The sequence below is a fragment of the Pauljensenia sp. 20925_1_34 genome (assembly GCF_041432775.1).
GTDB lineage: Bacteria > Actinomycetota > Actinomycetes > Actinomycetales > Actinomycetaceae > Pauljensenia.
Map to the genome: position 1 here is coordinate 67,282 of NZ_JAPWAG010000004.1, position 25,142 is coordinate 92,423.

20 protein-coding genes are annotated in these 25,142 nt (G+C 67.5%); 4 read left to right on the plus strand and 16 right to left on the minus strand.

The window, feature by feature from the left end:
* Window positions 1–33: 33 nt before the first annotated feature.
* The 13 genes from O3669_RS02830 to dinB all read right to left on the minus strand — a co-directional run bounded on the left by O3669_RS02830 (window position 34) and on the right by dinB (window position 16,165).
* Window positions 34–1,143 (minus strand): cell division protein FtsQ/DivIB, encoded by a 1,110-nt coding sequence (locus O3669_RS02830; protein WP_371523565.1) that lies wholly within the window; start codon window positions 1,141–1,143, stop codon window positions 34–36.
* Entirely contained in the window at window positions 1,140–2,531 is a 1,392-nt protein-coding gene (gene murC / locus O3669_RS02835; RefSeq protein WP_371523566.1) for a UDP-N-acetylmuramate--L-alanine ligase, read from the minus strand. The genes O3669_RS02830 and murC overlap by 4 nt, the downstream gene beginning before the upstream one ends.
* A complete protein-coding gene (gene murG, locus O3669_RS02840) occupies window positions 2,524–3,648 on the minus strand; it encodes an undecaprenyldiphospho-muramoylpentapeptide beta-N-acetylglucosaminyltransferase (protein ID WP_371523567.1) in 1,125 nt (374 codons plus the stop codon). Before murG ends, murC begins: the two co-directional genes overlap by 8 nt.
* A 34-nt stretch (window positions 3,649–3,682) precedes the next feature.
* Window positions 3,683–4,939, minus strand: coding sequence for an FtsW/RodA/SpoVE family cell cycle protein (locus O3669_RS02845; protein WP_371523569.1), 1,257 nt, complete (start codon window positions 4,937–4,939; stop codon window positions 3,683–3,685).
* Complete coding sequence (murD, locus tag O3669_RS02850; RefSeq protein WP_371523570.1) at window positions 4,926–6,371, minus strand: UDP-N-acetylmuramoyl-L-alanine--D-glutamate ligase; 1,446 nt, start codon at window positions 6,369–6,371, stop codon at window positions 4,926–4,928. The genes O3669_RS02845 and murD overlap by 14 nt, the downstream gene beginning before the upstream one ends.
* Window positions 6,368–7,453: a phospho-N-acetylmuramoyl-pentapeptide-transferase gene (mraY, locus tag O3669_RS02855; RefSeq protein ID WP_295966676.1), complete on the minus strand. Its 1,086-nt coding sequence runs from the start codon at window positions 7,451–7,453 to the stop codon at window positions 6,368–6,370. The genes murD and mraY overlap by 4 nt, the downstream gene beginning before the upstream one ends.
* Window positions 7,450–8,847 carry a UDP-N-acetylmuramoyl-tripeptide--D-alanyl-D-alanine ligase gene (gene murF / locus O3669_RS02860; protein WP_371523571.1) on the minus strand — a complete coding sequence of 466 codons (1,398 nt, stop codon included), beginning with the start codon at window positions 8,845–8,847 and terminating at the stop codon, window positions 7,450–7,452. The genes mraY and murF overlap by 4 nt, the downstream gene beginning before the upstream one ends.
* A 17-nt stretch (window positions 8,848–8,864) precedes the next feature.
* Window positions 8,865–10,598 (minus strand): peptidoglycan D,D-transpeptidase FtsI family protein, encoded by a 1,734-nt coding sequence (locus O3669_RS02865; protein WP_371523572.1) that lies wholly within the window; start codon window positions 10,596–10,598, stop codon window positions 8,865–8,867.
* Window positions 10,599–10,615: 17 nt separating this feature from the next.
* Window positions 10,616–11,008 carry a hypothetical protein gene (locus O3669_RS02870; protein WP_295919046.1) on the minus strand — a complete coding sequence of 131 codons (393 nt, stop codon included), beginning with the start codon at window positions 11,006–11,008 and terminating at the stop codon, window positions 10,616–10,618.
* Window positions 11,005–12,033 carry a 16S rRNA (cytosine(1402)-N(4))-methyltransferase RsmH gene (rsmH, locus tag O3669_RS02875; protein ID WP_371523573.1) on the minus strand — a complete coding sequence of 343 codons (1,029 nt, stop codon included), beginning with the start codon at window positions 12,031–12,033 and terminating at the stop codon, window positions 11,005–11,007. The genes O3669_RS02870 and rsmH overlap by 4 nt, the downstream gene beginning before the upstream one ends.
* Before the next feature lie 112 nt (window positions 12,034–12,145).
* On the minus strand, window positions 12,146–12,577 hold the full coding sequence (mraZ, locus tag O3669_RS02880) for a division/cell wall cluster transcriptional repressor MraZ (protein ID WP_295919042.1): 432 nt from the start codon (window positions 12,575–12,577) through the stop codon (window positions 12,146–12,148).
* A gap of 1,756 nt (window positions 12,578–14,333) precedes the next feature.
* Entirely contained in the window at window positions 14,334–14,753 is a 420-nt protein-coding gene (locus O3669_RS02885; RefSeq protein ID WP_295967164.1) for a DUF3040 domain-containing protein, read from the minus strand.
* Between the two features lie 65 nt (window positions 14,754–14,818).
* A complete protein-coding gene (gene dinB, locus O3669_RS02890; protein WP_371523574.1) occupies window positions 14,819–16,165 on the minus strand; it encodes a DNA polymerase IV in 1,347 nt (448 codons plus the stop codon).
* A gap of 48 nt (window positions 16,166–16,213) precedes the next feature.
* Here dinB and O3669_RS02895 point away from each other — a divergent pair, with 48 nt between their 5' ends.
* Entirely contained in the window at window positions 16,214–17,035 is an 822-nt protein-coding gene (locus tag O3669_RS02895) for a spermidine synthase (protein WP_371523575.1), read from the plus strand.
* A gap of 98 nt (window positions 17,036–17,133) precedes the next feature.
* Here the strand turns inward: O3669_RS02895 and O3669_RS02900 are convergent, their stop codons facing one another.
* The gene (locus O3669_RS02900) at window positions 17,134–18,210 is read right to left on the minus strand and encodes a PAC2 family protein (protein ID WP_295919033.1); all 1,077 of its coding nucleotides are present in this window, start codon (window positions 18,208–18,210) and stop codon (window positions 17,134–17,136) included.
* 179 nt (window positions 18,211–18,389) lie between these two features.
* Here O3669_RS02900 and O3669_RS02905 point away from each other — a divergent pair, with 179 nt between their 5' ends.
* The 3 genes from O3669_RS02905 (at window position 18,390) to O3669_RS02915 (ending at window position 23,972) form a co-directional block, all read left to right on the plus strand.
* Window positions 18,390–20,663, plus strand: a complete 2,274-nt coding sequence (locus tag O3669_RS02905; RefSeq protein WP_371523576.1) for an AAA family ATPase — start codon at window positions 18,390–18,392, stop codon at window positions 20,661–20,663.
* A 60-nt stretch (window positions 20,664–20,723) separates the two neighbouring features.
* Window positions 20,724–21,929, plus strand: coding sequence for a phosphoglycerate dehydrogenase (gene serA, locus O3669_RS02910; protein WP_371523577.1), 1,206 nt, complete (start codon window positions 20,724–20,726; stop codon window positions 21,927–21,929).
* Window positions 21,930–22,016: 87 nt separating this feature from the next.
* Entirely contained in the window at window positions 22,017–23,972 is a 1,956-nt protein-coding gene (locus O3669_RS02915; protein WP_371523578.1) for an AMP-binding protein, read from the plus strand.
* Between the two features lie 54 nt (window positions 23,973–24,026).
* On the opposite strand, the gene nrdR is transcribed toward O3669_RS02915, so the two are convergent.
* The gene (gene nrdR, locus O3669_RS02920; protein WP_371523579.1) at window positions 24,027–24,599 is read right to left on the minus strand and encodes a transcriptional regulator NrdR; all 573 of its coding nucleotides are present in this window, start codon (window positions 24,597–24,599) and stop codon (window positions 24,027–24,029) included.
* Window positions 24,600–24,654: 55 nt separating this feature from the next.
* On the minus strand, window positions 24,655–25,119 hold the full coding sequence (locus O3669_RS02925; protein ID WP_295919019.1) for a LysM peptidoglycan-binding domain-containing protein: 465 nt from the start codon (window positions 25,117–25,119) through the stop codon (window positions 24,655–24,657).
* Window positions 25,120–25,142: the final 23 nt, after the last annotated feature.

Consider the following 25,142-nt stretch of genomic DNA (forward strand, 5'->3'; position numbering starts at 1 on the left):
CCTTCAAGCCAACACGCGGACAAAGAAGAAGACCTAACTGGTCACAGGATGATTCGGCGCTGACACGTCGTACGTCGTTGCCTTCACATTTGCGAGCAACGTTGCGAGCACTCGCGCTTTTTGCGGCGCATCCTCGCTGGTTCCCCACTTGACAGTTTGGCCCCCTCGCAGGGTGAAAGTCACCTGGTTTCCGGTCGAGGAAATCGCCGAAACCTGAGAGCGAGTCGACTCGTCCAGCGCCCCCAGAACGGAGGCGACGTCGGAGGCTCCCCGGGCGCGATCCTCGGGCAGGGTGACAAGCGGGTATCCTCCCACGCCGCCCACCTGCTCAAAGCGCTCACCCTGGTCGTCGACCAACCAATAGGCTCCCTCGGCTGCCTCGACCACCATGCCCGTGCGCATCGTCACGGACACTTTCAGGCCCGTCGGCCAACGGCGCGAGACCGTGACCGTCTTGACGGCCACGTTGGACAGGACCGCGTGCGCGACCGCCGCCGTGTTCAGGCGTGTCAGCGGCACCCCCTCGAAAGAGGACACCGACGAGCGCACCGACTCGACCGTGACGAGCCTGCCGTCCTGACCCGTGACCTGGACGTTCGCGCTCGAGAGCGCGAAGAGGGGCGAGAAGAAGGCCACCCACCCCACGGCGGTCACAACCACGACCGTGACAACGGACAGCCCGATGCGGCGCAGGAGGAGCATGCGACGCGCGCGCGTTCGCTCACGCAGTCGATCCCCCAGGTCCGTTGCCTCCACGCTGCCCAGCAACGTGGCGGCGTCGGCCGTGCCCACGGGCGTTGCGACCGTTCCGCGCGTGCGTCGACGCTCAAGCGCCGACGACGACTCGTCACCGCGCCCCCGAGAGCCGCGCTCAGCGCTCGCCTCGCTTGGCTCCTCCCCGCGCTGGCGCGACCGGCGCTGAGCGAAGCGTTCGCTCGTGCTGCGCCGATTGGCACCGCGTTCGCTCGCCTCGCGCTTCGAGGCCCCCCGACGGCGGCTCGAACCCTCGCCACGGGACGACCGCGCCTGCTCCGACGAGGCCGGGGAGGCCTCGTCGGTATCGCGCGTCGGAGTCTCGGCGCGCGAAGGCGCGGCTGGCCGCTCGCGCTTGCCCCCCGGACGCCTCGGGGACGGTGGCCTCATGCCTGAGCCCGCTGCCACTCGTCCAGGACATCCGCGCCGCAGCGCGTGATCGAACCCGCTCCCATCGTCACGCACACGCCGCCCTCGGGCGTCAGGGACGCCGCCAGGCGCGCAGCCTCGTGCATGTCCTCGACATAGGACGCACCGGGTACGCGCGAGGAAATGAGCGTCGAGTCGACGCCGGGTTCCGGGTCCTCACGGGCACCGTAGATGCCCGCCAGGACGACGTGATCGGCGCCCGCCAGCGCGTGCGCGAAGCGCTCGGCGAAAATGCGTGTGCGCGAATACAGATGCGGCTGGAACACGACCGTCACTTCTCCCCCGTCGGCGACGACGCGAGCCTCGCGGATCGCGGCCTCCACCTCGGTCGGGTGATGCGCATAGTCGTCGAAGAGGCGGCGAGTTCCCACCTGGCCGCGCGCCTCGAAGCGCCGCGCCGCGCCCGTGAAACGCCCCAGTCCGTCGGCAACGGCCTGCGGATCCAGGCCGCACTCGATGCCGGCAGCCCACGCGCCCGCCGCGTTGAGCACGTTGTGCTCACCGGGCACGGACATGACCAGATCGGCACTCAGGTCGCCCCACGACAGGCGCGCCGACGCACCGCCGGCATGAACGGCAACGTCGGAGATGACGATGTCCGGCTCAGCCAGCGAGCGCTGCGCACGGCCGTAGGTCACGACGCGCAGCCCCTCTGAGCGCGCGGCCTGCGCCAGGCGCACCGCACCCTCGTCCTCCGCACAGGTCACCAGCAGCCCGCCCGGCACCATGCGACGCGCGAACTCCACGAAAATCTGCTCGAACTCCTCGCGCGAGTGGTAGCGATCCAGGTGGTCGGGCTCGACGTTGGTGACAATCTCAATCGCCGGGGAATAGTTCAGGAACGATCCATCCGACTCGTCGGCCTCGGCCACGAAAACGTCGCCCGCGCCCAGGTGCGCGCCCGTGCCCAGCTGCGGAAGCACACCGCCAACGGCCACCGACGGATCCAGACCGCACGCGGCAAGCGCAATCGCCAGCATGCCCGACGTCGACGTCTTGCCGTGCGCGCCGGCCACACCCACGAAACGCATCCCGGTCGCGGCAAGCGCCAGGGCCTGGGAGCGGTGGATCACCCGCTGGCCGCGCTCGCGCGCGATCGCCAGCTCGGGGTTGTCCTCTCGGATCGCCGTGGAGACCACGACGACTGCCTCGGGATCCACGTGGGAGGCCTCGTGCCCCACGAACGTCCCCACGCCCACCGCGCGCAGATGCTCCAGCACGGCCGAATCCTCGCGGTCCGACCCCTCGACAATCGCCCCGCGCGAGCGCAACAGCTCCGCGACGACGCTCATGCCAGCGCCACCGATACCAATCAGATGGAAACGATCGTTCAACGTCGGCTCACTCATGGCCGCCCTCCTTCACCTGCGCCAGCGCCAGATCAGCCAGCGCGCGAGCAGCACCCGCGCGCCCCAGCGACTGCGACGCAGCCGCCATGTCCGCCAGACGGGTCGACCCCAGCAACGGGAAGACGTTGCGGCGCACGAACTCGGCGGTAAAGTCCTTGTCGTCGATGAGCTGGGCGCCCCCGGCGGCGACGTGATCGGCCGCGTTCAGGCGCTGCTCGCCGTTGCCGATCGGCAGCGGCACGTAGATGCAGGGAAGGCCCAGGGCCTCCATCTCCGCGACCGTGCCCGCGCCCGACCGGCACACGACCAGGTCCGCGACGGCCAGCGCGTCCTCCATCGTCGTCAGGTAGTCGATGACGTGCCAGCGATCCGACAGGCCAGCGGCCTCAACCGCCTTGCGCACCGGCTCGTCCTTACCGCGACCGGTCAGGTGAATGACCTGCGCGCCCTCGGGCAGCGCATCCGCGCCGCCCGTCATCGACTCGTTGACGTGGAGCGCGCCCAGCGACCCGCCGGTGACCAGCAGGGTCGGAGCGTCGGGGTTCACGCCCAGGCGCTCGGCAGCCTCGCGCCTGGCGGCGCCCGCTCCCCGGGCACTCGCGCGGCGCTCCGCCAGATCGGCAATCGCCGACCGCAGCGGCAGCCCGGTCACGACCGTCTGACCCGAGCGCGCCGCCAGCGGCGAGGACGGGAACGTCAGGGCGACCACCGCGGCGTTGCGTGCGCCCACCTTATTGGCCAGGCCCGGACGCGCGTTCTGCTCGTGAATAACGATCGGCACGCCCGCGCGCTTGGCCGCAATGTAGGCCGGGGTCGACACGTAGCCGCCAAAACCCACCAGCACGTCCGCACCGTCGAGCGCCTGCGCGCACCGCTTGACCGCGTCCGAGAAACGCGAGGGCAGCGTGAAGAAGGCCAGCGAGGGGCGCCTGGGCAGCGGGACCCTGGGAATCTCCACCAGCGGGAAACCCGCAGCGGGAACCAGATCCGCCTCCAACCCCGCCTTCGTGCCCAGCACGACGACCTCGGCGCCGCTCTCGCGCAGCTGCGCGGCCGTCGCCAGAAGAGGATTCACGTGGCCGGCGGTCCCGCCGCCAGCCATCACAACCTTGACCATAAGCGTCTCCTTAACGCGAGCGTGACCTATCAGTTTATCGTGCGGCGCGCCTACGCGGGGCCACCCGCGGGTCGCGACCAGCCGAGGCCTCGTCCGGCCTCCCAATCATCCGCATCCCCGCGCGCGCACGCGCAAAGGACGCCACGACCGCCACCGAGGTGATCGTAAACAAGAACGACGAGCCGCCGTAGGACACGAGCGGCAGGGGGACGCCGATGACCGGGCCCACCCCCGTCACCGACAGCACGTTGATGACCGTCTGCACGCCGATCCAGGTGCCAACACCCGAGGCGGCAATGACAACAAAGAGCTCCGAGGATTCGCGCGCCACGCGGAACATGCCCCACACGAGCAGACCCAGGCACAGCAGCACCGCGAAGGTTCCGAGCAAGCCGAACTCCTCTCCGACGATCGCGAAGATGAAGTCCGTGTGCGCGGCCTGCAGGTAGTTCCACTTCTCGCGCGACGCGCCCGGCCCCAGGCCCGTCAGGCCACCCGATCCCAGCGCCCACAGCGAGTGATCAATCTGCTCCGGCGCTGACTCATTCGGACCCTTGGCGGTGCCCGGAAGAACAGCCAAGACTCGACGAATACGCGTCGGGTTAGCGAGCACGAGGAACACGAGAATGGGGACGGCCAGCGTCAGCAGGACGCCAAACCAGCGCTTGGGCAAGCCAGCCACCCACACGGCACCCAGCGCGCCCATGGCCACGACCATCGACGTGCCCATGTCGCGGCCCAGCATGACGGCCCCGAGCGCAATCAAAATCGGCAGGGCGACGGCAATGCTCATCGCCTTCAGATCCGAGCGCTTGGACGCCGACTTGGAGACAATCCACGCCAAAAACACGACGAGCGTGAGCTTGAGAAACTCCGACGGCTGCGCCATGATCGGGCCCATCTTCACCCAGTTCGCGTTACCGCCCTCCGAGCGGCCCAGCGGCGTGATGACCAGAGCCTGAAAGACCAGCGCAAAGACGAACAGCGGCGCGGCCATCGTCGTGAGCCAGCGCTGAGGAATGAGCTGAACGACGGTGGCGATAAGCAGCGACGACAGAATAATGAACAGCGGGCGCGCGTACGCCGTGTAGGGGTTCTCCCCCTCCGCGATCGACGTGACGGTCTGCGCCGAAAAACCCATGACGAGACCAAAGAACGAGAGGATGAGCGCCGGGACGATGACCAGGAAATAGGTCATCACCGGGTTCGCCTCGTGCTCGCGCCCCGACCCGAAACGGATCCGAGGCACGCTCACCGTCGGGACGTGCCAGCCGCGCTTATTCGTTGCCACCGGCGCTCCCCCACTGGGCCGCCAGGCGACGCACCGCGTCGGCGAACACGTCGCCGCGCTGGCCGTAGTTGTCGAACTGATCCCACGACGCGCACGCCGGGGCAAGCACGACAGTGTCGCCCGGACGCGACAGAGCCACGGCCTCGTTGACGACCGAGAACATCCAGTCCTCGTGGCCGTCGACCTCGACGTGGGGAACCTCGGGGGCGGCGGCGGTGAGCTCCTTGACCAGCGTGGTGCGGTCCTCGCCGATGACGATGACGCCGCGCAGGGTCGGCTCGACCTGGCTAATCAGCTCGGCAAAGTCCTGACCCTTGGCGTCGCCACCGACAATCCAGATGGCGCTGCGAGGAGGCAGTCCCGCCAGGGAAGCGCGGGCGGCGTGCGCGTTGGTCGCCTTCGAGTCATCGATCCACGTCAGGTCGGCTGCGCGGGCGACGACGGCACGGCGGTGCCCAGCCGGGCGGAAGGCGCGCAGGCCCGCCTCTACGGCCTCGGGCTCGACGCCGTAGGCACGCGCCAGCGCGGCGGCGGCCAGAGCGTCCGACAGGACCGCGGGTGACGGGTGGTCGCCGAACGCCTCGGCCAGATCGGAGATGTGGGCAAGCGCGACGGCATGGCGGTGGCGGTCCTCAACGAACGCGCGATCGACCAGCAGACCCTCGACGATGCCCAACTGGGACACGGTCGGCGCACCGAGGGTCACGCCGATAGCCCGCGCACCCTCGACGACGTCCGCGTTCTCCACCATGGCCTCGACGCGACGATCCGAGGCGGGGTACACGCAAGCGCGCACCGTGTGCTCGTAGACGCGCGCCTTGTCCGCCGCGTAGGCCTCGACGCTGCCATGCCAGTCCAGGTGATCGGCGTCCACGTTCAGGCAGATGGAGGCCAGCGGGCTCACCGTCAGCGCCGTGTGTAGCTGGAAGCTGGACAGCTCAACGGCGAAGACCTCCGCGTCGGAGTCGATCGCCCGGGTGATCGGGGTACCGATGTTGCCAACTTCCTCGGCTTTCACGCCGGAGGCACGCAGGATCTCCCCCAGCATGCCAACGGTCGTCGTCTTGCCGTTCGTGCCCGTCACCGTCAGCCACGGGCGCCCGGCGTGAGGGCCCTCCTCCTGGAGGCGCCAGGCGAGCTCAACCTCGCCCCACAGGTCGATACCGGCCTGGGCGCAGGCGGCGAAGACGGGGTGATGCGCGGGGATACCCGGGGACACGACGACGAGGTCGGGGCGGGCATCGAGCACCGCGGCCGCCAGAGCGTTCGCATCCTCCTCGACGTGGACGGGCACGCCCGCAACGTCGTCGAAGGACAGGGTCTGCGTGGGTCTCGCCGCGAAAGCGCTAACCTCCCAGCCGCGGGTGAGCAGAGCACCGGCGGCTCCCTGGCCGGACTTACCCCAGCCGATAACTGCAGCACTGCGGTTCATCGAGCGGACACCCACTCCGCGTAGAAAGCGCCGGCGCCGGCCACGGCGATAATCGCGGCGATCAGCCAGAAGCGGATGACGATCGTGACTTCCTTCCACCCCAGCAACTCGAAGTGATGGTGGAGGGGCGCCATTCGGAAGACTCGTTTGCCGGTCGCTTTGAACACGCTAATCTGGATGACGTCGGACATGACGACGGCGACGAACAGGCCGCCGACGATGATGGCGAGAAGCTGGGTCTGGGTGAGGATCGACAGGCCAGCGACGGCACCGCCGAGTGCCAGGGAACCCGTGTCACCCATGAAGATTTGCGCGGGGGACGCGTTCCACCACAGGAAGCCGGCCAGCGCACCGATGATCGCGGCGCAGAAGATCGCCAGGTCGAGCGGGTCGCGCGTCTGATAGCAAGCCAACCGGTTGACGTCGGGCTGCGTACACGCCTGGATGCGCTGGAAGTAGGCAATGAAGGTGTAAGCACCGAAAACAAAGATCGACACGCCCGCGGCCAGGCCGTCCAGGCCGTCCGTCAGGTTCGTCGCGTTCGACCACGCCGTGACAATGAGGTTCGTCCAGATCAGGTAGAGGATCACGCCGATAGCCGTGCCCGCGAAGGCGAGACTCAGCGGGGTCGGGCGCGCAAACGAAATCGCCAGCGTGCTGGCATACTCGTTGTATTCGTTGGGATTGATGAGGGTGCCGCCCGCGAAGAGCGAGGCGACGGCGACCTGACCGATGATCTTGCCCGACGGGTGCAAGCCCAGCGAACGCTGACGCATGATCTTAATCCCGTCGTCAAGCAGGCCGATCGTTCCCAAGCCCACGAAGAGGAAGGCCAGCAGGAAGCCCGACCACGAGGGCCCCGCCCCCGCGACGAACGAGCCAATCAGCCAGGCGATCACGGTCGCCAGGATGATGACGACACCACCCATCGTGGGCGTGCCACGCTTCGTCAGGTGCTGAGTCGGCCCATCCTGGCGGATGAACTGGCCGTACTGGTGCAGCACCAGGAAACGGATGAGCAGCGGTGTACCCGTTACGGACAGCGCCATCCCAATGATGAACGCAGCGATAAGACCAATCACCGGGTCATTCCCTTCTCCCGCAGGATGTCAGCCACCTGCCACGAATGTGAACCAAAGGAACCCTTCACCAGGACGACTGCGCCATCCCCGGCGAATTCCAGAGCCAGGCGGGCCGCGTCGGCAGGATCCGACGCAACCTGGCGGTTGGGAACCGCGCTGGCTCCTTCCAGATAGTAGTGGGCGTCGGCGCCCAGGCCAATGAGCGTCTCCACACCGCAGGCCTCGATCATCGCGCCGACCTGCTCGTGCAGCGACTGGGAGTCCTCCCCCAGCTCGAGCATCTCGCCCAGGACGGCGATCATGCGACCGCCCTTGCCGATCGACGACAGCGCGGCGATCCCCGCACGCATCGAGTCAAGATTCGCGTTGTAAGAGTCGTCGATCACCGTCAGCTCGCACCCGTCGATGACCAGCTCGTGGACGTCCATACGGTGGGGGCTCAGCGCTCGCGCACTCGAGAGCACCTGGACAACGGTCGCCAGGTCCACGCCCAGCGTCAGGGCGCCCGCCGCTGCCGCCAGCGCGTTGGCCACGTGGTGACGTCCGACGATCTTCAACGAGACCTGCGCCGTGCCAGCGGGCGTGACCAGCGTGAAGGATGCTCGATCTGCGGCGTCAACGCTCACATCCTGCGCGCGCACCTCGGCTCGCGGGTTACCGGAGGCAGAGAAACGGATGACCTCACCCGAGGCCAGGGGCGCCATCGCCTCGACATTCGGGTCGTCGGTGTTCAAGATAACGGGGCCGCCGGGGCGCGTGCCTCGAATCAGCTCGGCCTTGGCAGCCGCGACGCCTTCGAAACCGCCGAAGCCACCCACGTGAGCGTGGCCCACACACAACTCGATCGCCACGTCCGGGGCGACGATGTCGGTGAGGTAGGTGATGTGGCCGGGGCCCGAGGCTCCCATCTCCAGGACCAGGTGACGAGTATTCTCGTCGGCCAGCAGGACGGTCAGGGGCAGCCCGACCTCGTTGTTAAACGACAGCTTGGGAGCCACCGTCGGCCCATCCGCGCTCATGATCTGAAGCAGCAGATCCTTCGTGGTCGTCTTACCCACGGACCCCGTCATCGCGATGACGTCCAGCGCACCGCCCGCGCGCAGCGCCTCCACGTGCGCCCGAGCCAGGGCACCCAGCGCCTCGGTGGAATCCTCCACGACGATCTGAGCCACGGCCTCGTCAACCTCATGCTCGACGATAACCGCCACCGCTCCGCGCGCCACGGCGCCCGCCACAAAAGCGTGACCGTCGGCGCTCTCGCCCCGCCGGGCGACGTACAGCGAGCCCGCCTGGGCCTCGCGAGAATCCGTCACCACACTTCCGGTCACGCTCACGTCGCTTCCCACGAGGCGACCCGAAACCGCCTCCGCAATCCACTGCGCTGATGTCCGCATGCTTTTCTCCTTCAGGCTCACGGAGTCGTCGGGTACAGCGTAGCCGACCCCGAGGAGGCCGGGATACCCAGGTTTCCGACGGCAGTACGTGCTATGTCACCAAACAGCGGCGCCGACGATTCGGATGAGACCGACGCCACTTTTGGATTGTAGAGAATCACGGCGATCGCCAGGCGCGGCGCGTCCACCGGAATGATGCCGGCCGTCGTCGAGACCAGACCCGAGGCCCCGTCGATGACCGTCTCCGCGGTGCCCGTCTTCACACCCACTCGGTAGCCGGGAACCTTCGACGCAGCCGCGGTACCCAGATCGTCCTCGACAACCGACTCCATCATCGTCAGCAGCTGCGACGCAGTCGTCGCCTCCAGGACCTGAACCGGCTGGGTGCCCTGCGGGACCTCAACCGTGCCGTCCGTGTTCGTCCACGACTTGACGATGTGCGGGGAAATCCGCACACCGCCATTGGCGATCGTCGCGAGCGCCGAGGCCTCCTGGACCGCCGTAATCGCGTACGCCTGGCCGAACATCGTCACATAGCGGTCACGGCCCTGCCAGTCGTCGGAACTGCGCAGCAGGCCAGCGGACTCGCCGGGCAACTCAATGCCCGTCTCCTGACCGAAGCCGAACGCGCGCATCATCGAATAGCGCTGATCATCCGTCATCGTCTGGCCAATCAGCACAGTTCCCGTGTTCGAAGACTCGGCCAGGACGCCCGTCGCCGTCAAAGCCTCACCGTCATGCTCGTGGAAGTCCGTGATCGGGCCACCCGCATCCGGCAAATTCAGCGAGTACGGCACCTGAAACACGCTCGTGGGCGTGATCGTTCCCTGGTTCAGCGCCGCGCCGATCGTGATGAGCTTGCCCACCGACCCCGGCTCGAACGTGTCCTGCACGGCGTGCACCTTCTGCGGGTTCGCGTTATCCGGCTCCTTCGAATTCGAATCCGCGATCACCAGGATATGGCCGGTCGCCACGTCCTCGATAACGACCGTTCCCCAGTCCGCCTGGTGCTTCGCCACACGCGCATCCAGCAGGTCCTGGACCTGATGCTGGAGGTCGGCATGGATCGTCAGCTCCACCGAACCGCCGTTCTTGGGCTCCACCGTCGTGCGCTTACCACCGGGCATGACCGCGCCGTTGGGGGCGATCTCGAAGGCCTGCTGGCCCGGCGTACCCGTCAGCAACTGGTCAAACTGCGCCTCCATACCCGAGGAGCCCTGGCCCTCCGCGTTCACCGTGCCGATGACGGGGGCCGCCACGTTTCCGTTGGGGTACTCGCGCTCGAAGACCGACTCCCACTCAATGCCGTAGATATCCAGCTTACGGATCTCGCGGTAGGTCACCGCGTCCACGTTGCGCTTGATGTACTCGTAGGTCGAATCCCCCAGCATCATGCCGCCCAGCTCCGCCTCGTCCAGTCCCAGGAGCGGGGCGAGCTGATGAGCGGCCTCGGCCGGGCCGCGCCCGACCTCGTTGCCGTCGTCGTCGCGATGCACGTAGGAGGCGATGTTCACCTGGTTCACCGCGATGTCGTAGGTCTGGATCGAGTTGGCCAGCACGACGCCCGTCGCGTCCGTGATCGAACCACGCGCAGCGGCCACAGCCGTCGACGACGTACGCACGCGCTGCCCCTGAGCGGCCAAAACCGGCCCCTCAACAATCTGGAGCTGCACCAGGCGCACACCGCACAGACACAGCGCGCCAATGATGATCACAAGGATCCAGCGCGAGCGCGAAATGACGCTATCCATAGGCACGTGGCTCCGCCTTACTTGGCGGGCGTCCCGCCTTCAACGGTTCCCGTCTCAAGCGTGATGAAACCGGACGCGCCGGCGGGCACCATGCCGTTTTCCTTAGCGGCCCGCTCCAGCTCGGTCGGCGACGCCTTACGGTCAAGCTCGGCGCGCATCGTCCACGACTGCGCCTCCAGCTCGTTGAGAACCAGCTGCTGCTCGCGAATCTCGAAAGACGTCTGCGCCATGCGCGTGTTCAGAACCATCGAGGCCAGCACGGACGCGAGTGCGACCGTGATAAGCAGCACGAGGACAGCCACGGCCGAGCGACGAGGGCGAGTGCCTTCAACGACGTGGAACTCGCGGACCTCCTCGCGGCGCAGTTCCGGACGAGCCGCGGGACGGGCCTTAGCGGTTGCTGCACTCATGAGAGATCCTTCCATTCGGAAATGAGTTCCGCTCCGCGCAGTCGCACGGATGCAGATCGGGGGTTGTGGTCTTGTTCAGCTCGGTCGGCCTTGTTCGCGCCCTTGGTGAGTAGTCGCAGACTGGGGGCCATATCGTCGGGGATGATCGGCAATCCGGGAGGGGCGGAGCTGGTTGATCCGCGCCGCAGCACGTCCTTGACGATCCGATCCTCCAGGCTCTGGTAGGACTCAACGACCAGTCGTCCTCCGACACGCAGGCTCGCCAGAGCACGGGGCAGAGCCCGCTCCAAGATGGTGAGCTCATCGTTGACGGCCACGCGCAGCGCCTGGAACGTGCGCTTGGCGGGGTTGCCGCCCGTGCGGCGGGCGGGCGCGGGAATGGCCTCACGAATAATGTCGACGAGTTCTCCGGTGCGCGTGATAGGCGCGTCGTCCCGGCGACGGATGATGAGACGGGCGATGCGCGGTGCGAACTTCTCCTCGCCGTAAGTGCGCAGGATACGGATCAGCTCACCCTCCGAGGCCGTGGCCAGCAGGTCGGCCGCGCTGGGTCCGCTGGTGGCGTCCATCCGCATGTCGAGAGGCGCGTCCTTGGAGTAGGCGAAGCCTCGCTCGGCCTCGTCCAGCTGCAGGGAGGACACGCCCAGATCCATCAGGACACCGTCGATGCGCGCGCCGGGACCGCACTGCTCAGCCACGGCCTCGTCAATGCGATCGTAGGTCGTGTGAACCGCGCGGAAGCGATCCCCGAAACGCTCGAGGCGCTCCGAGGCCAGTGCGATCGCCTGCGGGTCGCGATCGATGCCGATGACCGTCAGCCCGGGGAAACGATCGAGCGCCCCCTCGGTGTGACCGCCCATGCCCAGGGTCCCGTCAACGAGGACCGCTCCGGGGCCCTCAATGGCCGGGGCCAGCATGTCCAGGCACTCGGCGAGGAGGACCGGGACGTGACGCTCCGACGCGGGGCGCCCGCCCTCGTCCGGGCGGCGCGACGAATCGCGCACCGCATCGAGTGCTTCAGTCATGTCGCGCCTCCTTCACGCTGATCATGTCCGACCCATCCACCCAGGTCCCCCACCGTGCTCCGCCATCGGGGAAGTGATGTCGGAACAGCGGGCGGAGACCTCGGCGTACGGGTCAGAACATCCCGGGGATAATTTCTTCTGCTGTATTGGAGAAGGCCTCCTCCTGGACCGCGAGGTACTCGCGCCAGGCCGAGGCATTCCAGATTTCTGCTCGCGAACCCGCACCAATGACGGCGAGCTCGCGATCCAGACCGGCGTATGCACGCAGGTCCGCCGGAACGCTAATGCGTCCCTGTTTGTCAGGAACTTCCTTGTAGGCTCCCGAGAGCATCACGCGAATCCAATCGCGCGCCTGCTTCGACGACAGGGGGGCTCGTCGAAGCTCAGCAGTCATGCTCTCGAATTCCGCGACGGGGAATGCGTAGATGCAGTGCTCTTGGCCGCGAGTGAGGACGATTCCGCCCTGCATATCCTCACGGAAACGAGCGGGCAGAAACATGCGTCCTTTGTCGTCGAGCTTGGGCTCATACGTGCCAAGGAACATGTCACCGCCCTCCCCTGTTCGGAACTTTCCCCCACTTTAACCCACTTAGCACCATATTTACAGAGAAACTTGCGGCGTGGCGCGCAATACTAAACGGCTTTTCCGCGCGTTTACAACAAAAAGTTCCCGTGGAGAAAAGTGGAGGAAATCTACGACACATTCCGTGACACGTGTGGCGAGAGTGCCTCACGGCCCAGGCGCTCCAAAACTTATTAAGTGGCGGTTTTCCAGCGCTCATAGACGACGGTTCGGCTCATTTCCGCACGTCACAACCAATACGACAGGACAGTTGGCAGTCCACATGGAGGGACACGGGGAGGAAGGTGGAGGAACTCCGGGGGAGGAAGGTGGAGGGACCCACGGGTGCAAGGTGGAGGAACCCCGGGGAGGAAGGTGGAGGGACCCCGGGGAGGAAGGTGGAGGAACTCAGGGGTGCAAGGTGGAGGAACTCAGGGGTGCAAGGTGGAGGAACTCAGGGGTGCAAGGTGGAGGAACCCCGGGGAGGAAGGTGGAGGAACCCAGGGGTGCAAGGTGGAGGGACCCCGGGGAGGAAGGTGGAGGAACCCCGGGGAGGAAGGTGGAGGAACCCCGGGGAGGAAGGTGGAGGAACCCAGGGGTGCAAGGTGGAGGGACCCAGGGGTGCAAGGTGGAGGCCAACGGGAGCATCATGAAACAACCCGTGAAACACAGTGGGGCGACTTTTGTAAAGCTGTACGCGAGCTGGCGTGTTGTTCGGCATTGAGGCGCTGGGCAACGAAAAACACGCGACGAGAGTATGAAGCGCATGCCTGGGAAGACGCGGCAGTAAGGCATCGAAGAGTCGCGGAAGTCTTCGGGGAGGTCCACGCGTCTACCAGGAAGCGGAATGTAACGCTCGCGGCAGCTGGACCCGACAGGTGGTCGTGGTAACCCGCGTATGCGCAGCTGGGCCCGATCAGTGGCAGCGTGGGCGCGCCGCCCATACTGCCACCTGTAGGGTTAACATGCGCATCCAAGGGCCCGGACGACCACCTGTGGGGTTAACAGGCTCTTCGCATTGTGGGGTGTGGGGGTGGTGTTCGAAGCGTCCCGGGGATCGTGGACAGTGTCGTGGGACGACGATCGAACACAGGAGCTCGCCTTGGGCGCCTCATCAACCAAAAGTCGCACGTAATTTGGGTACCCTAACTTTTCATAGGTATCGAGAAAACCGCAGAATTCCAACGATGTGATTTCAACGTTTGAAATACGTGCCGGGGAATTACGTGCGACATTTCTGAGGAACCACAACATGAGACGCCACAAAGACCCAAGCGGAAGACACCCCAAGCAGAAGACAACTCAAGCACAGAAGACCCCCGCAACCCCGACAGCCGCCACAACCGCCACAAGCACGGGGGCACTGCACCCGTTACGTGGCGGTGCACCCGTTACGTGGCGGTGCACCCGAACAGAAGAGGTGCATTGCCTACGGATCGGGTGCAGCGCCCCAACAAACAAGAACAAACGCGGAACTGACACACCGAACCACTCACCGCCGCACCCCTCCATGCGCACCTGGACCCTACTGGCGGCAGGATGAGCACGCCGCCCACGCCGCCACCTGCACTCCAGCCCACTCCGGCCCAATCCGACACCTCCTACACCCTTACATGCGAAGAGCCGGTTAACATGCGCATCACAGGCCCCCGGCCGCCAGACACGAGATGGCAGATCCGATAGCGAAGCGGGGGTGCGCCTCGCGCTCCCCCGCCCTCACGCCCGGATGATCAGATGATCAGTCGTCGTTCTTGCGATCGTCCCAGCGGCGCTCCTGATCCTGAATGAAGGAATCCCAGCCGCCGTTCTCTTTGTTCTTCTTGCGCCGAGGCCTGTCGGAAGCATCCGAGGGCGAGGCGGGCCTGGACAGCGCGTAGAGGATGCCGGCGACCGTCACGGCGAAGCCGGCAACGCCAATCAGAATCGACACGATGGAGTAGCCCAGCGACACGGCGACGACGAGGAGTACCATGCCCAGGACAGCCCCGGCAAAGCCGAGGGCGATGCGGCGGGGAGCGCGCGGGCCGCGCTGGGGCTCGGACTCCGTTTCTTCCGCGGGGGCGGGGGCGGACATCTGCGAGGCCAGCGCGGGATCTTCCTCGCGCAGGGATGCCTCCATCTGCTCGAGGACCTTCTTCTCATACTCGGTGAGAGCCATTTCCTGCCCCTTTCGGACGTTAACTGGTTCAAGCTTAGCGTACGGCGCGCCCCGCACGGAACGCCTCACAGGAGGGTCCCCTGTTCCCCGCGTTCAGGCGAAGCGGCGCGGGATCCGCCGTCCCCGCCCGAGGCCTCGGCCGCGCCGGTCCCAGCGCCCCGTCCCCCGGCCTCGGCACCGAAGGAGCGCCTGCCCGGCAGATTCTTACCCAAGAGCGTGGCGGGTGCCAGGGCTGCGGAACCGAACTTGGAGCGGATCTGGTCCATCGCGCGCTCTGAGGCTGCGGGCTTCTCATCGCGGTCGAGCGTCACGGCGACGCCGCCGGAGCGGGACTGCAGGCTTTCGACGCGCACGCCGAAGAGGCGCACTCCCCCGCTCGGCATCGCCTCGCGGGCGAACAGGGACTGGGCGGCGCGGGCGATCTCGCGCCCGGTGTCGGTCGGTGCGACCAGGCTGACGCTGCGCGTCATCGTGTGGAAGTCGGCGCCGCGCATTTTAATGCCGACGGTCCACCCGACGACACCGCCGGAGCGCAGCCTGCGGGCACAGTCGTGCGACGCCGCCAGGATGAAGTCCTCGATCTCGTTCCGCGAGCGCACGTTCTCCTCGAAGGTGCGCTCCATGCCGATGGATTTTTCGGGTCGTGAGGTGGTCACCGCCCGCGGGTCGATGCCCCAGGAGAGGTCGTGGAGGTGGTGGGCGGAGGCGACGCCGAGGAGTTTGGTCAGGCGTGTCAGGGGCGTGTGGGCGAGGTCGCCGATGGTGTCGATGCCTTCTCGGTCGAGGATGGCACCGGTGCGTCCGCCAACTCCCCACAGTGCGCCGACGGGCAGCCCGTGCAGGAACTCGATTGTGGCGGAGGCGGGGATCAGGAGCAGGCCGTCGGGTTTGGCGTGCGAGGAGGCGATTTTGGCCACCGATTTGGTGGAGGCGATTCCCACGGATGCGGGCAGTCCCACCTGCTCGCGGATGCGGGTTCGGATGAGGCGGGCAATGTGGGTGGGTGGGCCGAGTCGGCGCCGTGCGCCGCGAACGTCTAGGAAGGCCTCGTCGATGGAGACCTGTTCGAGGGCGGGGGTGATTGTCGCGAGGATGTCCATGACCTGGCGGGAGTAATGGCTGTAGAGCGCGTGGTTGCCGGGGATGAAGGCCGCCGTGGGGCACAGGGCACGCGCGCGGGATGTGGGCATGCCGGCGCGTACGCCCAGGGCGCGGGCCTCGTAGGTGGCGGAGGTGACGACGCCGCGCCCGGAGGTGCCGCCCACGACGATGGGCCGTCCGATGAGGGAGGGGTCTTCGCGCATTTCGACCTGGGCGTAGAAGGAGTCCATGTCGACGTGCAGGATCGGCGTGGCCGAGTCGTCCGATCCCCAGTCGCGTTTGGCGCGCGCGTCTCTGGGAGCGTTTGACATGTCACCTCCTGAAGCAGCGAGCACGGTCCCGTGGTTACAGTGTCCACCATGGCACGCTCATCTTCGTCACGCGACATCTCCTTCGAGACGGATTTCGGCTCGGCGCGTATCCGGTGGGATGGCCCGCGCGCGACGCTGTTCCTGGACGGCGTGGAGTCTTCGGCGGTGGATACGTCGGATCCGACGTATCTGGAGTTCGAGTACATGCAGCACATGAGCGCGGTCGTGGCCGCCGCGTGGGGCCAGGGGGATCGTTTCCGAGCGTTGCATGTGGGTGGCGCGGCGTGTGCGCTGGCGTGCGCGTGGTCTGCTACCTTCCCGCAGTCGCGGCACGTGGCCGTTGAGGTTGATCGGCTCCTGGCTGAGCAGGTGCGTGAGCATTTCCCGATCCCAAAGGCCCCGCAGGTCAAGATCCGCGTGGGCGACGGGCGGGCTATCCTGGATCAGACGCGCGAGGGTTCGTTCGACGTGATCGTGCGCGACGCTTTTGCCGCGGGGCTCACTCCCGATCACCTGCGCACGATTGAGTGCGCCCGTCAGGCGCGCCGTTCTCTGACGGATCGGGGCGTGTACCTGGTCAATTGCGCGCACGGGGGTGCGGCCAACGCGCGCCAGGACGTGGCGGCGTTGCAGGAGGTCTTCCCCTTTGTTGCGTCGATCCAGGATCCGAAGGTGGGGCGAAGCGGTCGGCACGGCAACGTCGTCGCACTGGCATGCAACGACGGGGTGGTGGACGCGGACGACATCGATCGGGCGCTGCGTACGCTGGCCTTGCCCGCGCGCATCACCAGGCCCGCTGAGCTGGTGCGCTGGGTGGCGGGCTTCCCCGCGCTCACGGACGCTCAGATCGGCTATCCCCCGTCTCACTGACGAGGTCAGCCCTCCGTTCCCCCGCCCGCGCCGCGGGTGCGGGGTTGCCCGCGTGCCCCCTGGGGCGCGCCGCGAGCAGGGCCGGGGGTGTCCGACGCTTAGGCGCGGTGGCGCGGCGAGGAGGGCCCGGGTTCTTTGCCGTTGCGGCGGGCCTCGACGCGGGCGAGCACGTCTTCGAGGGTGTCGGGCTTGGAGGGAGTCTCGGTGCCGTCGACGCGGGGGGCGCGCTGGACGGACTCGATTTCTTCGGCTTTGGCGCGCGAGACCTGCGCGAGGTAGGCCTCGATGACGTCGCCGATGTCCTTGGTGGACTTGTCCTCGTCGCGGGCGGCGGCAGGCTGGGCCATGCCGGCCAGCGGGATCGCGCCGTCGCCTCCGCTCCACGCATCGAAGTGTTCTTCGAGGTTGGAGACGGTGTGGGAGATGTCCGGGTTGGATTCAACGAGCTTTTCGATGTTCTCCTGGTCCTGCGCGGCGCCCTGCTCGAGGTCGCCGACGGGCAGAGACAGGTCCGCGAACTTGGCCAGCGAGGTCAGCAGCGCCGAGGAGGCGGCCGGGTAGCCGGTGTCGGCCATGTAGTACGGGACAGCGCCGAGCAGCGCGAGCCCGCCAATGCCTCGTTGCCCGAGTCGAATCTGCACGAAGGTCGACAGGGGCGCGGGGAACTGCATGTGGTTCGTGATCTTCGCGCCGCCCGCGGGCAGCAGGGAGGCATCAGTGGCCTGGACGTGCACGGGAGTGGGCCGCGTGTGGGGGACGCCGGAGGGCACGCCGTGCAGCGAGAAGGTGATCTCCACGCCGGCGCGCTTGCAGATGTCGTTGATGGCGTTCGTGAAGGACTCCCAGTGCGCGTCCGGTTCGGCGCCGTGCAGGACAAGGATCGGATTTCCCATGTCGTCCTCGACCAGGTCGAGCACGGTCTTGGGCATGACCATGTCCGGAGAGGACACCCAGTCGTCAACGGTCACGATGGGCCGGTGCGAGCGGTAGTCCATGAGGGTGTCGGCGTCGAAGGTAGCGACGCGCTCGTTGTGCAGCGACCGCAGCATCTGCCCGATCGCTATGCGCCCGGCGGCGCCGGCGTCAATCGCCCCATCGAAGTGGATGAGGAGAATCTTGGCCTTCGCGCCTGCGGCGGGCCCGTCCTCGTAAAGGTCGGTCGCGGTGATGCTCACGTATCCTCCTCATGCTCGGTCTTTTCTCTCATGTCTAACGTACCTGTGGGGGCGGCGCCGCGTCATGCGAGGACACGTTTTGAGCTTGGGGCGAAGTCACGGTGTTGAAAAAAGGCTGCTCACAGCGCAACGACGAAAAGTGAGCAACAATAGAAGGCCACCAATATCGAGGAGGACCTATGACCACGGGCGCGCAGCAGGAGTCACGCACGGACCTTCCGTTGCCTGAACAGGACTTCGTCGACGCCGCCTACGAGCGTCTCGACGCGCTTCGCGCCTCCTACCGGGATCGTCAGGGCCGCATTCATTCGACGCACGGTGTCGGAAACGCGCAGGCGTGGACGGAGCGCGAGGCCCTGTCTGCGCACCTGGGTGAGATGGCCGCGCGCCTGGAGGGCGTGGAGGAGCGCCTCGTGTTCGGTCGCCTCGACATGGTGGATTCGTCGACGCGCCACGTTGGTCGCCTGTCCCTGTCTCACGAGGACGGCACTCCCCTGCTCGTGGATTGGCGTGCCCCCGCCGCGCGTCCCTTCTATCAGGCGACGTCGGCTGAGCCGGAGGGCGTCGTGCGTCGCCGCCACATTTCGACTCGCGACCGGCGCGTGACGGGGCTGGAGGACGAGCTGCTCGACGCCTCGCACGCCCAGGGCCTGGAGCTGCAGGGCGAGGGCGCCCTCATGCATGCCCTGAGTGAGGCGCGCGACGGGCGCATGGGTGACATCGTGGCGACCATCCAGTCTGAGCAGGACCGCATCATCCGCGCCTCCGACAAGGGCCTCCTGGTCGTCCAGGGCGGCCCGGGCACGGGCAAGACCGCGGTCGCGCTGCACCGCATCGCCTACCTGCTGTATGCCCACCGCGAGCGCCTGGAGCGCTCGGGTGTTCTGCTCGTGGGGCCCTCGCGCTTGTTCTTGCGCTATATCGAGCAGGTGCTGCCCTCCCTGGGTGAGACGGGTGTTGTGTCGGTGACGATGGGCGATCTCGTGCCGGGCGTGCGTGCGCGTGCGTCCGAGGACGAGGCCGTGGCTCGGATCAAGGGGCTGCCGGCCTGGGCGGCGATCGTCAAGGAGGCGGTGCGAGCGCTCACGAAGCTTCCCAAGGGGGATCAGGAGCTGCGCGTGTGGAACCGTACCGTGACGCTCACCCGCGGCGACGTGGAGGCGGCCAGGCGGCGCGCCAAGCGCTCGGGGCGTCCCCACAACGTGGCGCGCGAGTCGTTTGCACGCGAACTGATGGACGTGTTGGCGCTTCGCCTGGCGCGCGAGGCTGGGGACGCCGACTCCGAGGGGCGCGTCGAGCCGGAGGTCAAGCGCTCCTGGCTCATTGAGATTCGAGACTCGGTGGATTGCCGCCGCGCGATCAACACGGCGTGGATGCCCACGAGCGCGCAGACGCTGCTACGCAGGCTCTATGCACGCCCGGAGGTGTTGGCGGCGGCCAACCGGCGCGCGAGGTCGCCGTTGCGCCCCGACGAGCTGGCCCTCCTGGTGCGGCCGCGCTCGGCGCCCTGGACGATCTCGGACGTTGCGATCCTGGACGAGTGCGAGGAGCTGCTCGGCCCCATGCCGACCTCGTCGGCTCCCTCGAAGGAGACGGACGGGGGCGAGCTCGAGCGCGCTCGTGCCGCCATCGAGGGGCAGAACCTGGGAGGCGGCATCGTCACCGCGCAGATGCTCGCCGAACACACCGCGGAGCAGGAGTCGTGGGCGCCCCTGGCCGAGCGTGCGGCCAAGGATCGCGCGTGGGCCTACGGCCACATCGTGGTCGACGAGGCCCAGGAACTCTCCCCCATGGCGTGGCGCGCCCTGCTGCGCCGCTGTCCCTCGCGGTCCTTCACGGTCGTCGGTGACCTGGATCAGCGCCGCGGCTCTCAGCGTCCCGCCTCGTGGGAGAAGGCGCTAGGGCCCGCGGCCCGCGCTTTTGCCGCCGAGTACGCCCTGACCGTCTCCTACCGCACCCCTGCGACCCTCACGACCCTTGCCGAGGGTGTGGTGGCGCGTGCGGGGGCACCTGTCCTCTACCCGATGACCGCCGTGCGCGACGTCGAGGGATGCTACCGCGTCACTCACGTGGACGCGCCCGAGGCTGCCCCGGCCTCGTCCCGAGACACCGACCCGTTGTGGGAGGCCGCGCACCAGGCCCGCCAGATCGCAGAGGAACGCCTGGACCGCGAGGCGGGCGCCTCACGCGGCCGCGTCGCCATCATCGTGGGCGCGCAGCGTGCCCGCGCGTGGGGCGCCGACGTCGACGGGGACAGCGCGCTGTCCGAGCGCGTCGCCCTGCTCTCAGCGAACGCAACGAAGGGCTTGGAGTTCGATTCGGTCGTCCTGGTCGAGCCCGGCGAAATCATGAGCGACGGCATCGGCGACCTGTTTGTCGCCCTGACTCGCGCCACCCACGACGTCCACGTCGTCCACGCCGCCGCGCTGCCCGCCGGCATGGAAGAGTGGTAGTCGGTGACCACACAGTGACGATGCCACGCTGGTTGTGCCCCCATCTGCCATGATGGAGTCATGACACGAGCATTACTCTTGGAAAACCCGCACCCGATCGCCGACGAGATTTTCGCCAAGTTCAGCATTGAGGTCACCCGCGTGACGGGCGCCCTGTCTGAGGACGACCTGATCGATGCGCTCGAGGGTATCGACTACGTGGGTCTGCGTTCCAAGACCGAGGTCACCGAGCGCGTCCTGCGCGCCCGCCCGAACCTGAAGGCCATCGGCGCCTTCTGTATCGGCACTAACCAGATCGACCTGGCCACCGCCACCGAGATGGGCATCGCCGTGTTCAACGCCCCCTACTCCAACACGCGTTCCGTCGTCGAGCTCGCGATCGGCGAGATTATCGACCTGTCGCGCCGCGTGACGGTGAAGAACTCGCGCCTGCACCGCGGCGTGTGGGACAAGAGCGCCGACGGCGCCCACGAGGTGCGCGGGCACACGCTGGGCATCATCGGCTACGGCAACATCGGCACCCAGCTGTCGGTGCTGGCCGAGGCCATGGGCCTCAACGTCATCTTCTACGACGCCGCCGAGCGCCTGGCCCTGGGCAACGCCACGCAGATGCCCACCATGGAGGCCGTGCTACGCGAGGCCGACATCATCTCCGTGCACGTGGACGGCCAAGAGTCCAACACCAACCTCATCGGGCGAGGCGAGTTCGAGCTCATGAAGCCCGGCGCCCTGTTCATCAACCTCTCGCGCGGACACGTCGTCGACGTGGATGCCCTGCACGCCGCACTGGTCTCGGGCCACCTGGGCGGCGCGGCCATCGACGTGTTCCCCGAGGAACCGCGCGCCAACGGCGACCCCTTCTCCTCGCCCCTGGCCACCCTCGACAACGTCATTCTCACCCCGCACATCGGCGGGTCCACGGAGGAGGCACAGTACGACATCGGCCGTTTTGTGGCCGCCAAGATCGGTGAGTACCAGGCCAGCGGCTCGACCGACATGAGCGTGAACCTGCCCAACCTGACCATGAACATCGGCAGGCGTTCGCGCTACCGCGTGCGCCTCATCCACCGCAACGTGCCCGGCGTCATGGCCCGCGTGAACTCGATCTTCGCGTCGTCGGAGGCCAACGTCGACGCCCAGATCCTGGCGACCATGGACGAGGTCGGCTACGTGCTCACCGACATTTCGGCCGGCCTGGGTCGCGAGGCCCTGGAGGAGCTGAGCCACCTGCCCGAAACCGTCCGACTGATTGCGACGCCCCTGTAGAAACTGTCGCTTTCATCGCGCTTCCAGGTGGTCAAACGAGGCCGTAACTTACGGTATCGTAGGGGCAGCACCACCAAAGGAGCATAGATGGACCTCACGTCCTCGCTGCGGGCGCTCTATGCGCCCGGCGTCGCCTACGAAATCGCCACTCCCGACCAGCCGATCCCGGATATGGTCCTGGACGTCGCCGCCCGCTATCCCAAGCGTGCCGCCATCGACTTTTTCGCCCGCCAGCTCTCCTACGAGCAGCTGGTCGAGCAGATGCGTCGGTGCGCGGGGGCCTTGCACCAGGCGGGCGTGCGCGCGGGAGACCGCGTCGCTCTCGTCATGCCCAACTGCCCACAGCACGCGGTTGCAGTCCTGGGCACGATGCTGCTGGGCGCCGTCGTCGTCGAACACAACCCGCTTGCTCCCTCCGGCGAGCTCGAGGGCGAGTACGCGCGCCACGGCGCGCGCGTGACGATCGCCTGGTCCAAGACCCTGGAGAAGCTGACCTTCCTGGGCCGAGGCCACACCACCTTCTCGATGGACCTGACGACGGCCCTTCCCACGGCCTCGCGCCTGGCGCTCAAGCTGCCCCTCAAGGCCGCGCGCGACAAGCGCGACCAGCTCACTAGCCCGCGCCCCACCTGGGCTCGCTCGTGGACACGCGCCATGCGCACAGCCACCCCCTGGAACGGAACATGCCCCGCCTCCATGGACGACGTCGCCCTCCTCATCCACACGGGCGGCACGACGGGCGTTCCCAAGGCCGCGGCTCTCACGCACGCCAACCTGCGCGCCAACGTCGAGGAGTCCATCGCATGGGTGCCCGTCCTGCACGAGGGCGCCGAGGTCTTCTACTGCATCCTGCCCCTCTTCCACGCCTTCGGGTTCACGATCGGTTTCCTGGCGGGCCTGCGCCTGGGGGCGACCGTCGTCATGTTCCCGAAGTTCGACACCGCCCTGGTCCTGGCCGCCCAGCGCCGACTCCCCTGCACGTTCTTCCTGGGCGTGCCCCCCATGTACGAGCGCCTGCTGGCGGCAGCCGAGGGCACGGACGTGGACCTGTCCTCCATCCACTTCTCCCTGTCGGGCGCGATGCCCCTGTCGGCGCCTCTGGCCCAAAAATGGGAGGAGGCGACCGGCGGCCTCATGATCGAAGGCTACGGCATGACCGAGGCATCCCCGATCCTCCTCGGTTCCCCCCTGGCATCCTCGCGGGCGCGCGGGGCGCTGGGTATTCCCTTCCCCTCCACGCAGGTGCGCATCGTCGACCCCGAGGACCCCGCGCGCGACGTCGAGGACGGCGCGGTCGGCGAGCTCATCGCAACCGGCCCGCAGGTCTTCTCCGGGTACTGGAATCAGGACGAGGAGACCGCGGAGGTGTTCACCGCCGACGGCTGGCTGCGCACGGGCGACCTGGTCCAGGTGCGCGACGGCTTTATCTACATGGCTGACCGACGCAAGGAGATGATCAACTCCTCCGGCTTCAACGTCTATCCCTCTCAGGTCGAAGATGCGGTGCGCACGATGCCCGGCATCCTCGACGTGGCTGCCGTGGGAGTCCCCGCCGGCGAGAGCGGCGAGGATGTCGTCGCAGCCGTCGTTCTCGAGGCCGGCGCGTCGGTCACGCTCACGGACCTGCGCAACTGGGCGGAAAAGTCCTTAGCGCACTACGCCCTGCCCCGTCAGGTCGTCGTCATGAGCGAGCTGCCGCGCTCCCAGCTGGGCAAGGTCATGCGCAAGAAGGTGCGCGAGCAGATCGTGGGCGCGCGCGGGGCGACCTCCGAGGCCGTGGCTGGTGCCCGCGAGGCCGTGGCCGAGGCCGTGACCGGGGCACGCGAATCGGTGGCCGGGGCACGTGAAGCCATGTCGGAGCGAGTCGCTGAGGCGCGCGGCGCCGCGACCGAGGCGGTTGTCGGCGCCCGCGAAGCGATGTCCGAGGCCGTGGCCGGGGCGCGAGAATCCGTCTCTCAGGCGTCGAGCGAGGCCACCGCGGCCGTACGCAGACTGGCCACAGGCGCCGACCGAACGGACGAGCACGACAGGAAGGACAGCTAGGAGCCACCCGCCGCCGACGGATCGACGAGTCGCCCGCGCCACCAGGCGCGGGCGCTACTCGTCTCCGAGCAGCGACGCAGCGCCGGCACGCTTGCGACTCACCCGGGACTTACGCGGCTTCTTCGGAGCAACCGGGGCGGACACCTCCTCGGACGGCGCGTCGGCGGCCACCTCCGCGGCCTGGGAACGCTCGCGCAGCGCATGGATAGCATCCTCGAAGTCCTCAAGGGTATCGAATGCTCGATAGACGGAGGCGAAACGCAGGTAGGCAATGACGTCGAGGTCGCGCAGAAAGGGCAGGATCGCCTTGCCGACCTCATTGGTGGACACGTTGGATACGCCGGTCGAACGCAGCTGCTCCTCCACCTGCTGGGCGAGGATCGCGAGCTGATCGTCCGAGACGGGCCTGCCCTGGCAGGCCTTTTTCACGCCGGAGACGACCTTGTTGCGGGAGAAGGATTCAACCACGCCCGAGCGTTTGACGACCTGGAACGACGACGTTTCCAGGGTCGTAAAACGCTTCTTGCAGTGCGTGCACTCGCGACGACGCCGGATCGAGGCGCCGTCGTCCGCGATGCGCGTGTCGACGACGCGCGAGTCAGGGTTATGACAGAAAGGACAGTGCACCCCTCAACGGTACACGCTCCAAGCGCCCGCTGTCACAGGAGTCCCGCGAGCCACTTCACCGAACGGGAACGACGACGCGCTGACCGGGCCGCAGAGCTCCGCTGATGCCATTGAGACGTTCAATATCCGCGACGATTTCTTCGACCGGGCGTTCGCTCCTGACCGACTCGGCCATCGACCAAATCGAATCACCGCTGACGGCCGCCTTGATGACGGTCGGCCCATCGTAGGCGCTGGGCTGGATCGCAAGCCCCAGAGCGCCCGCGCCTACGGACAGCGCGAGCGTGGCGAGCGCGCCTGCGACCAGGGACCGACGCGACGAGCGGGCGGGTCGACGCGGAGGAACGGGCGCGCGCAGGAACGCGGGATCGTCCGCCCGCTGGGCTTCGATACGTCGGCGCACGGACGGGGCCGACGAGATGTCACGAACCGTGGCCACGCGCGCATCCTGCGCCGGACGCATCGGGGAGCGGCGCGCCGGGAAGGAAACGGCAGGCCCAGGGGTGTACGGAAGACTCATGGCAACCTCCAAACATCAGTATC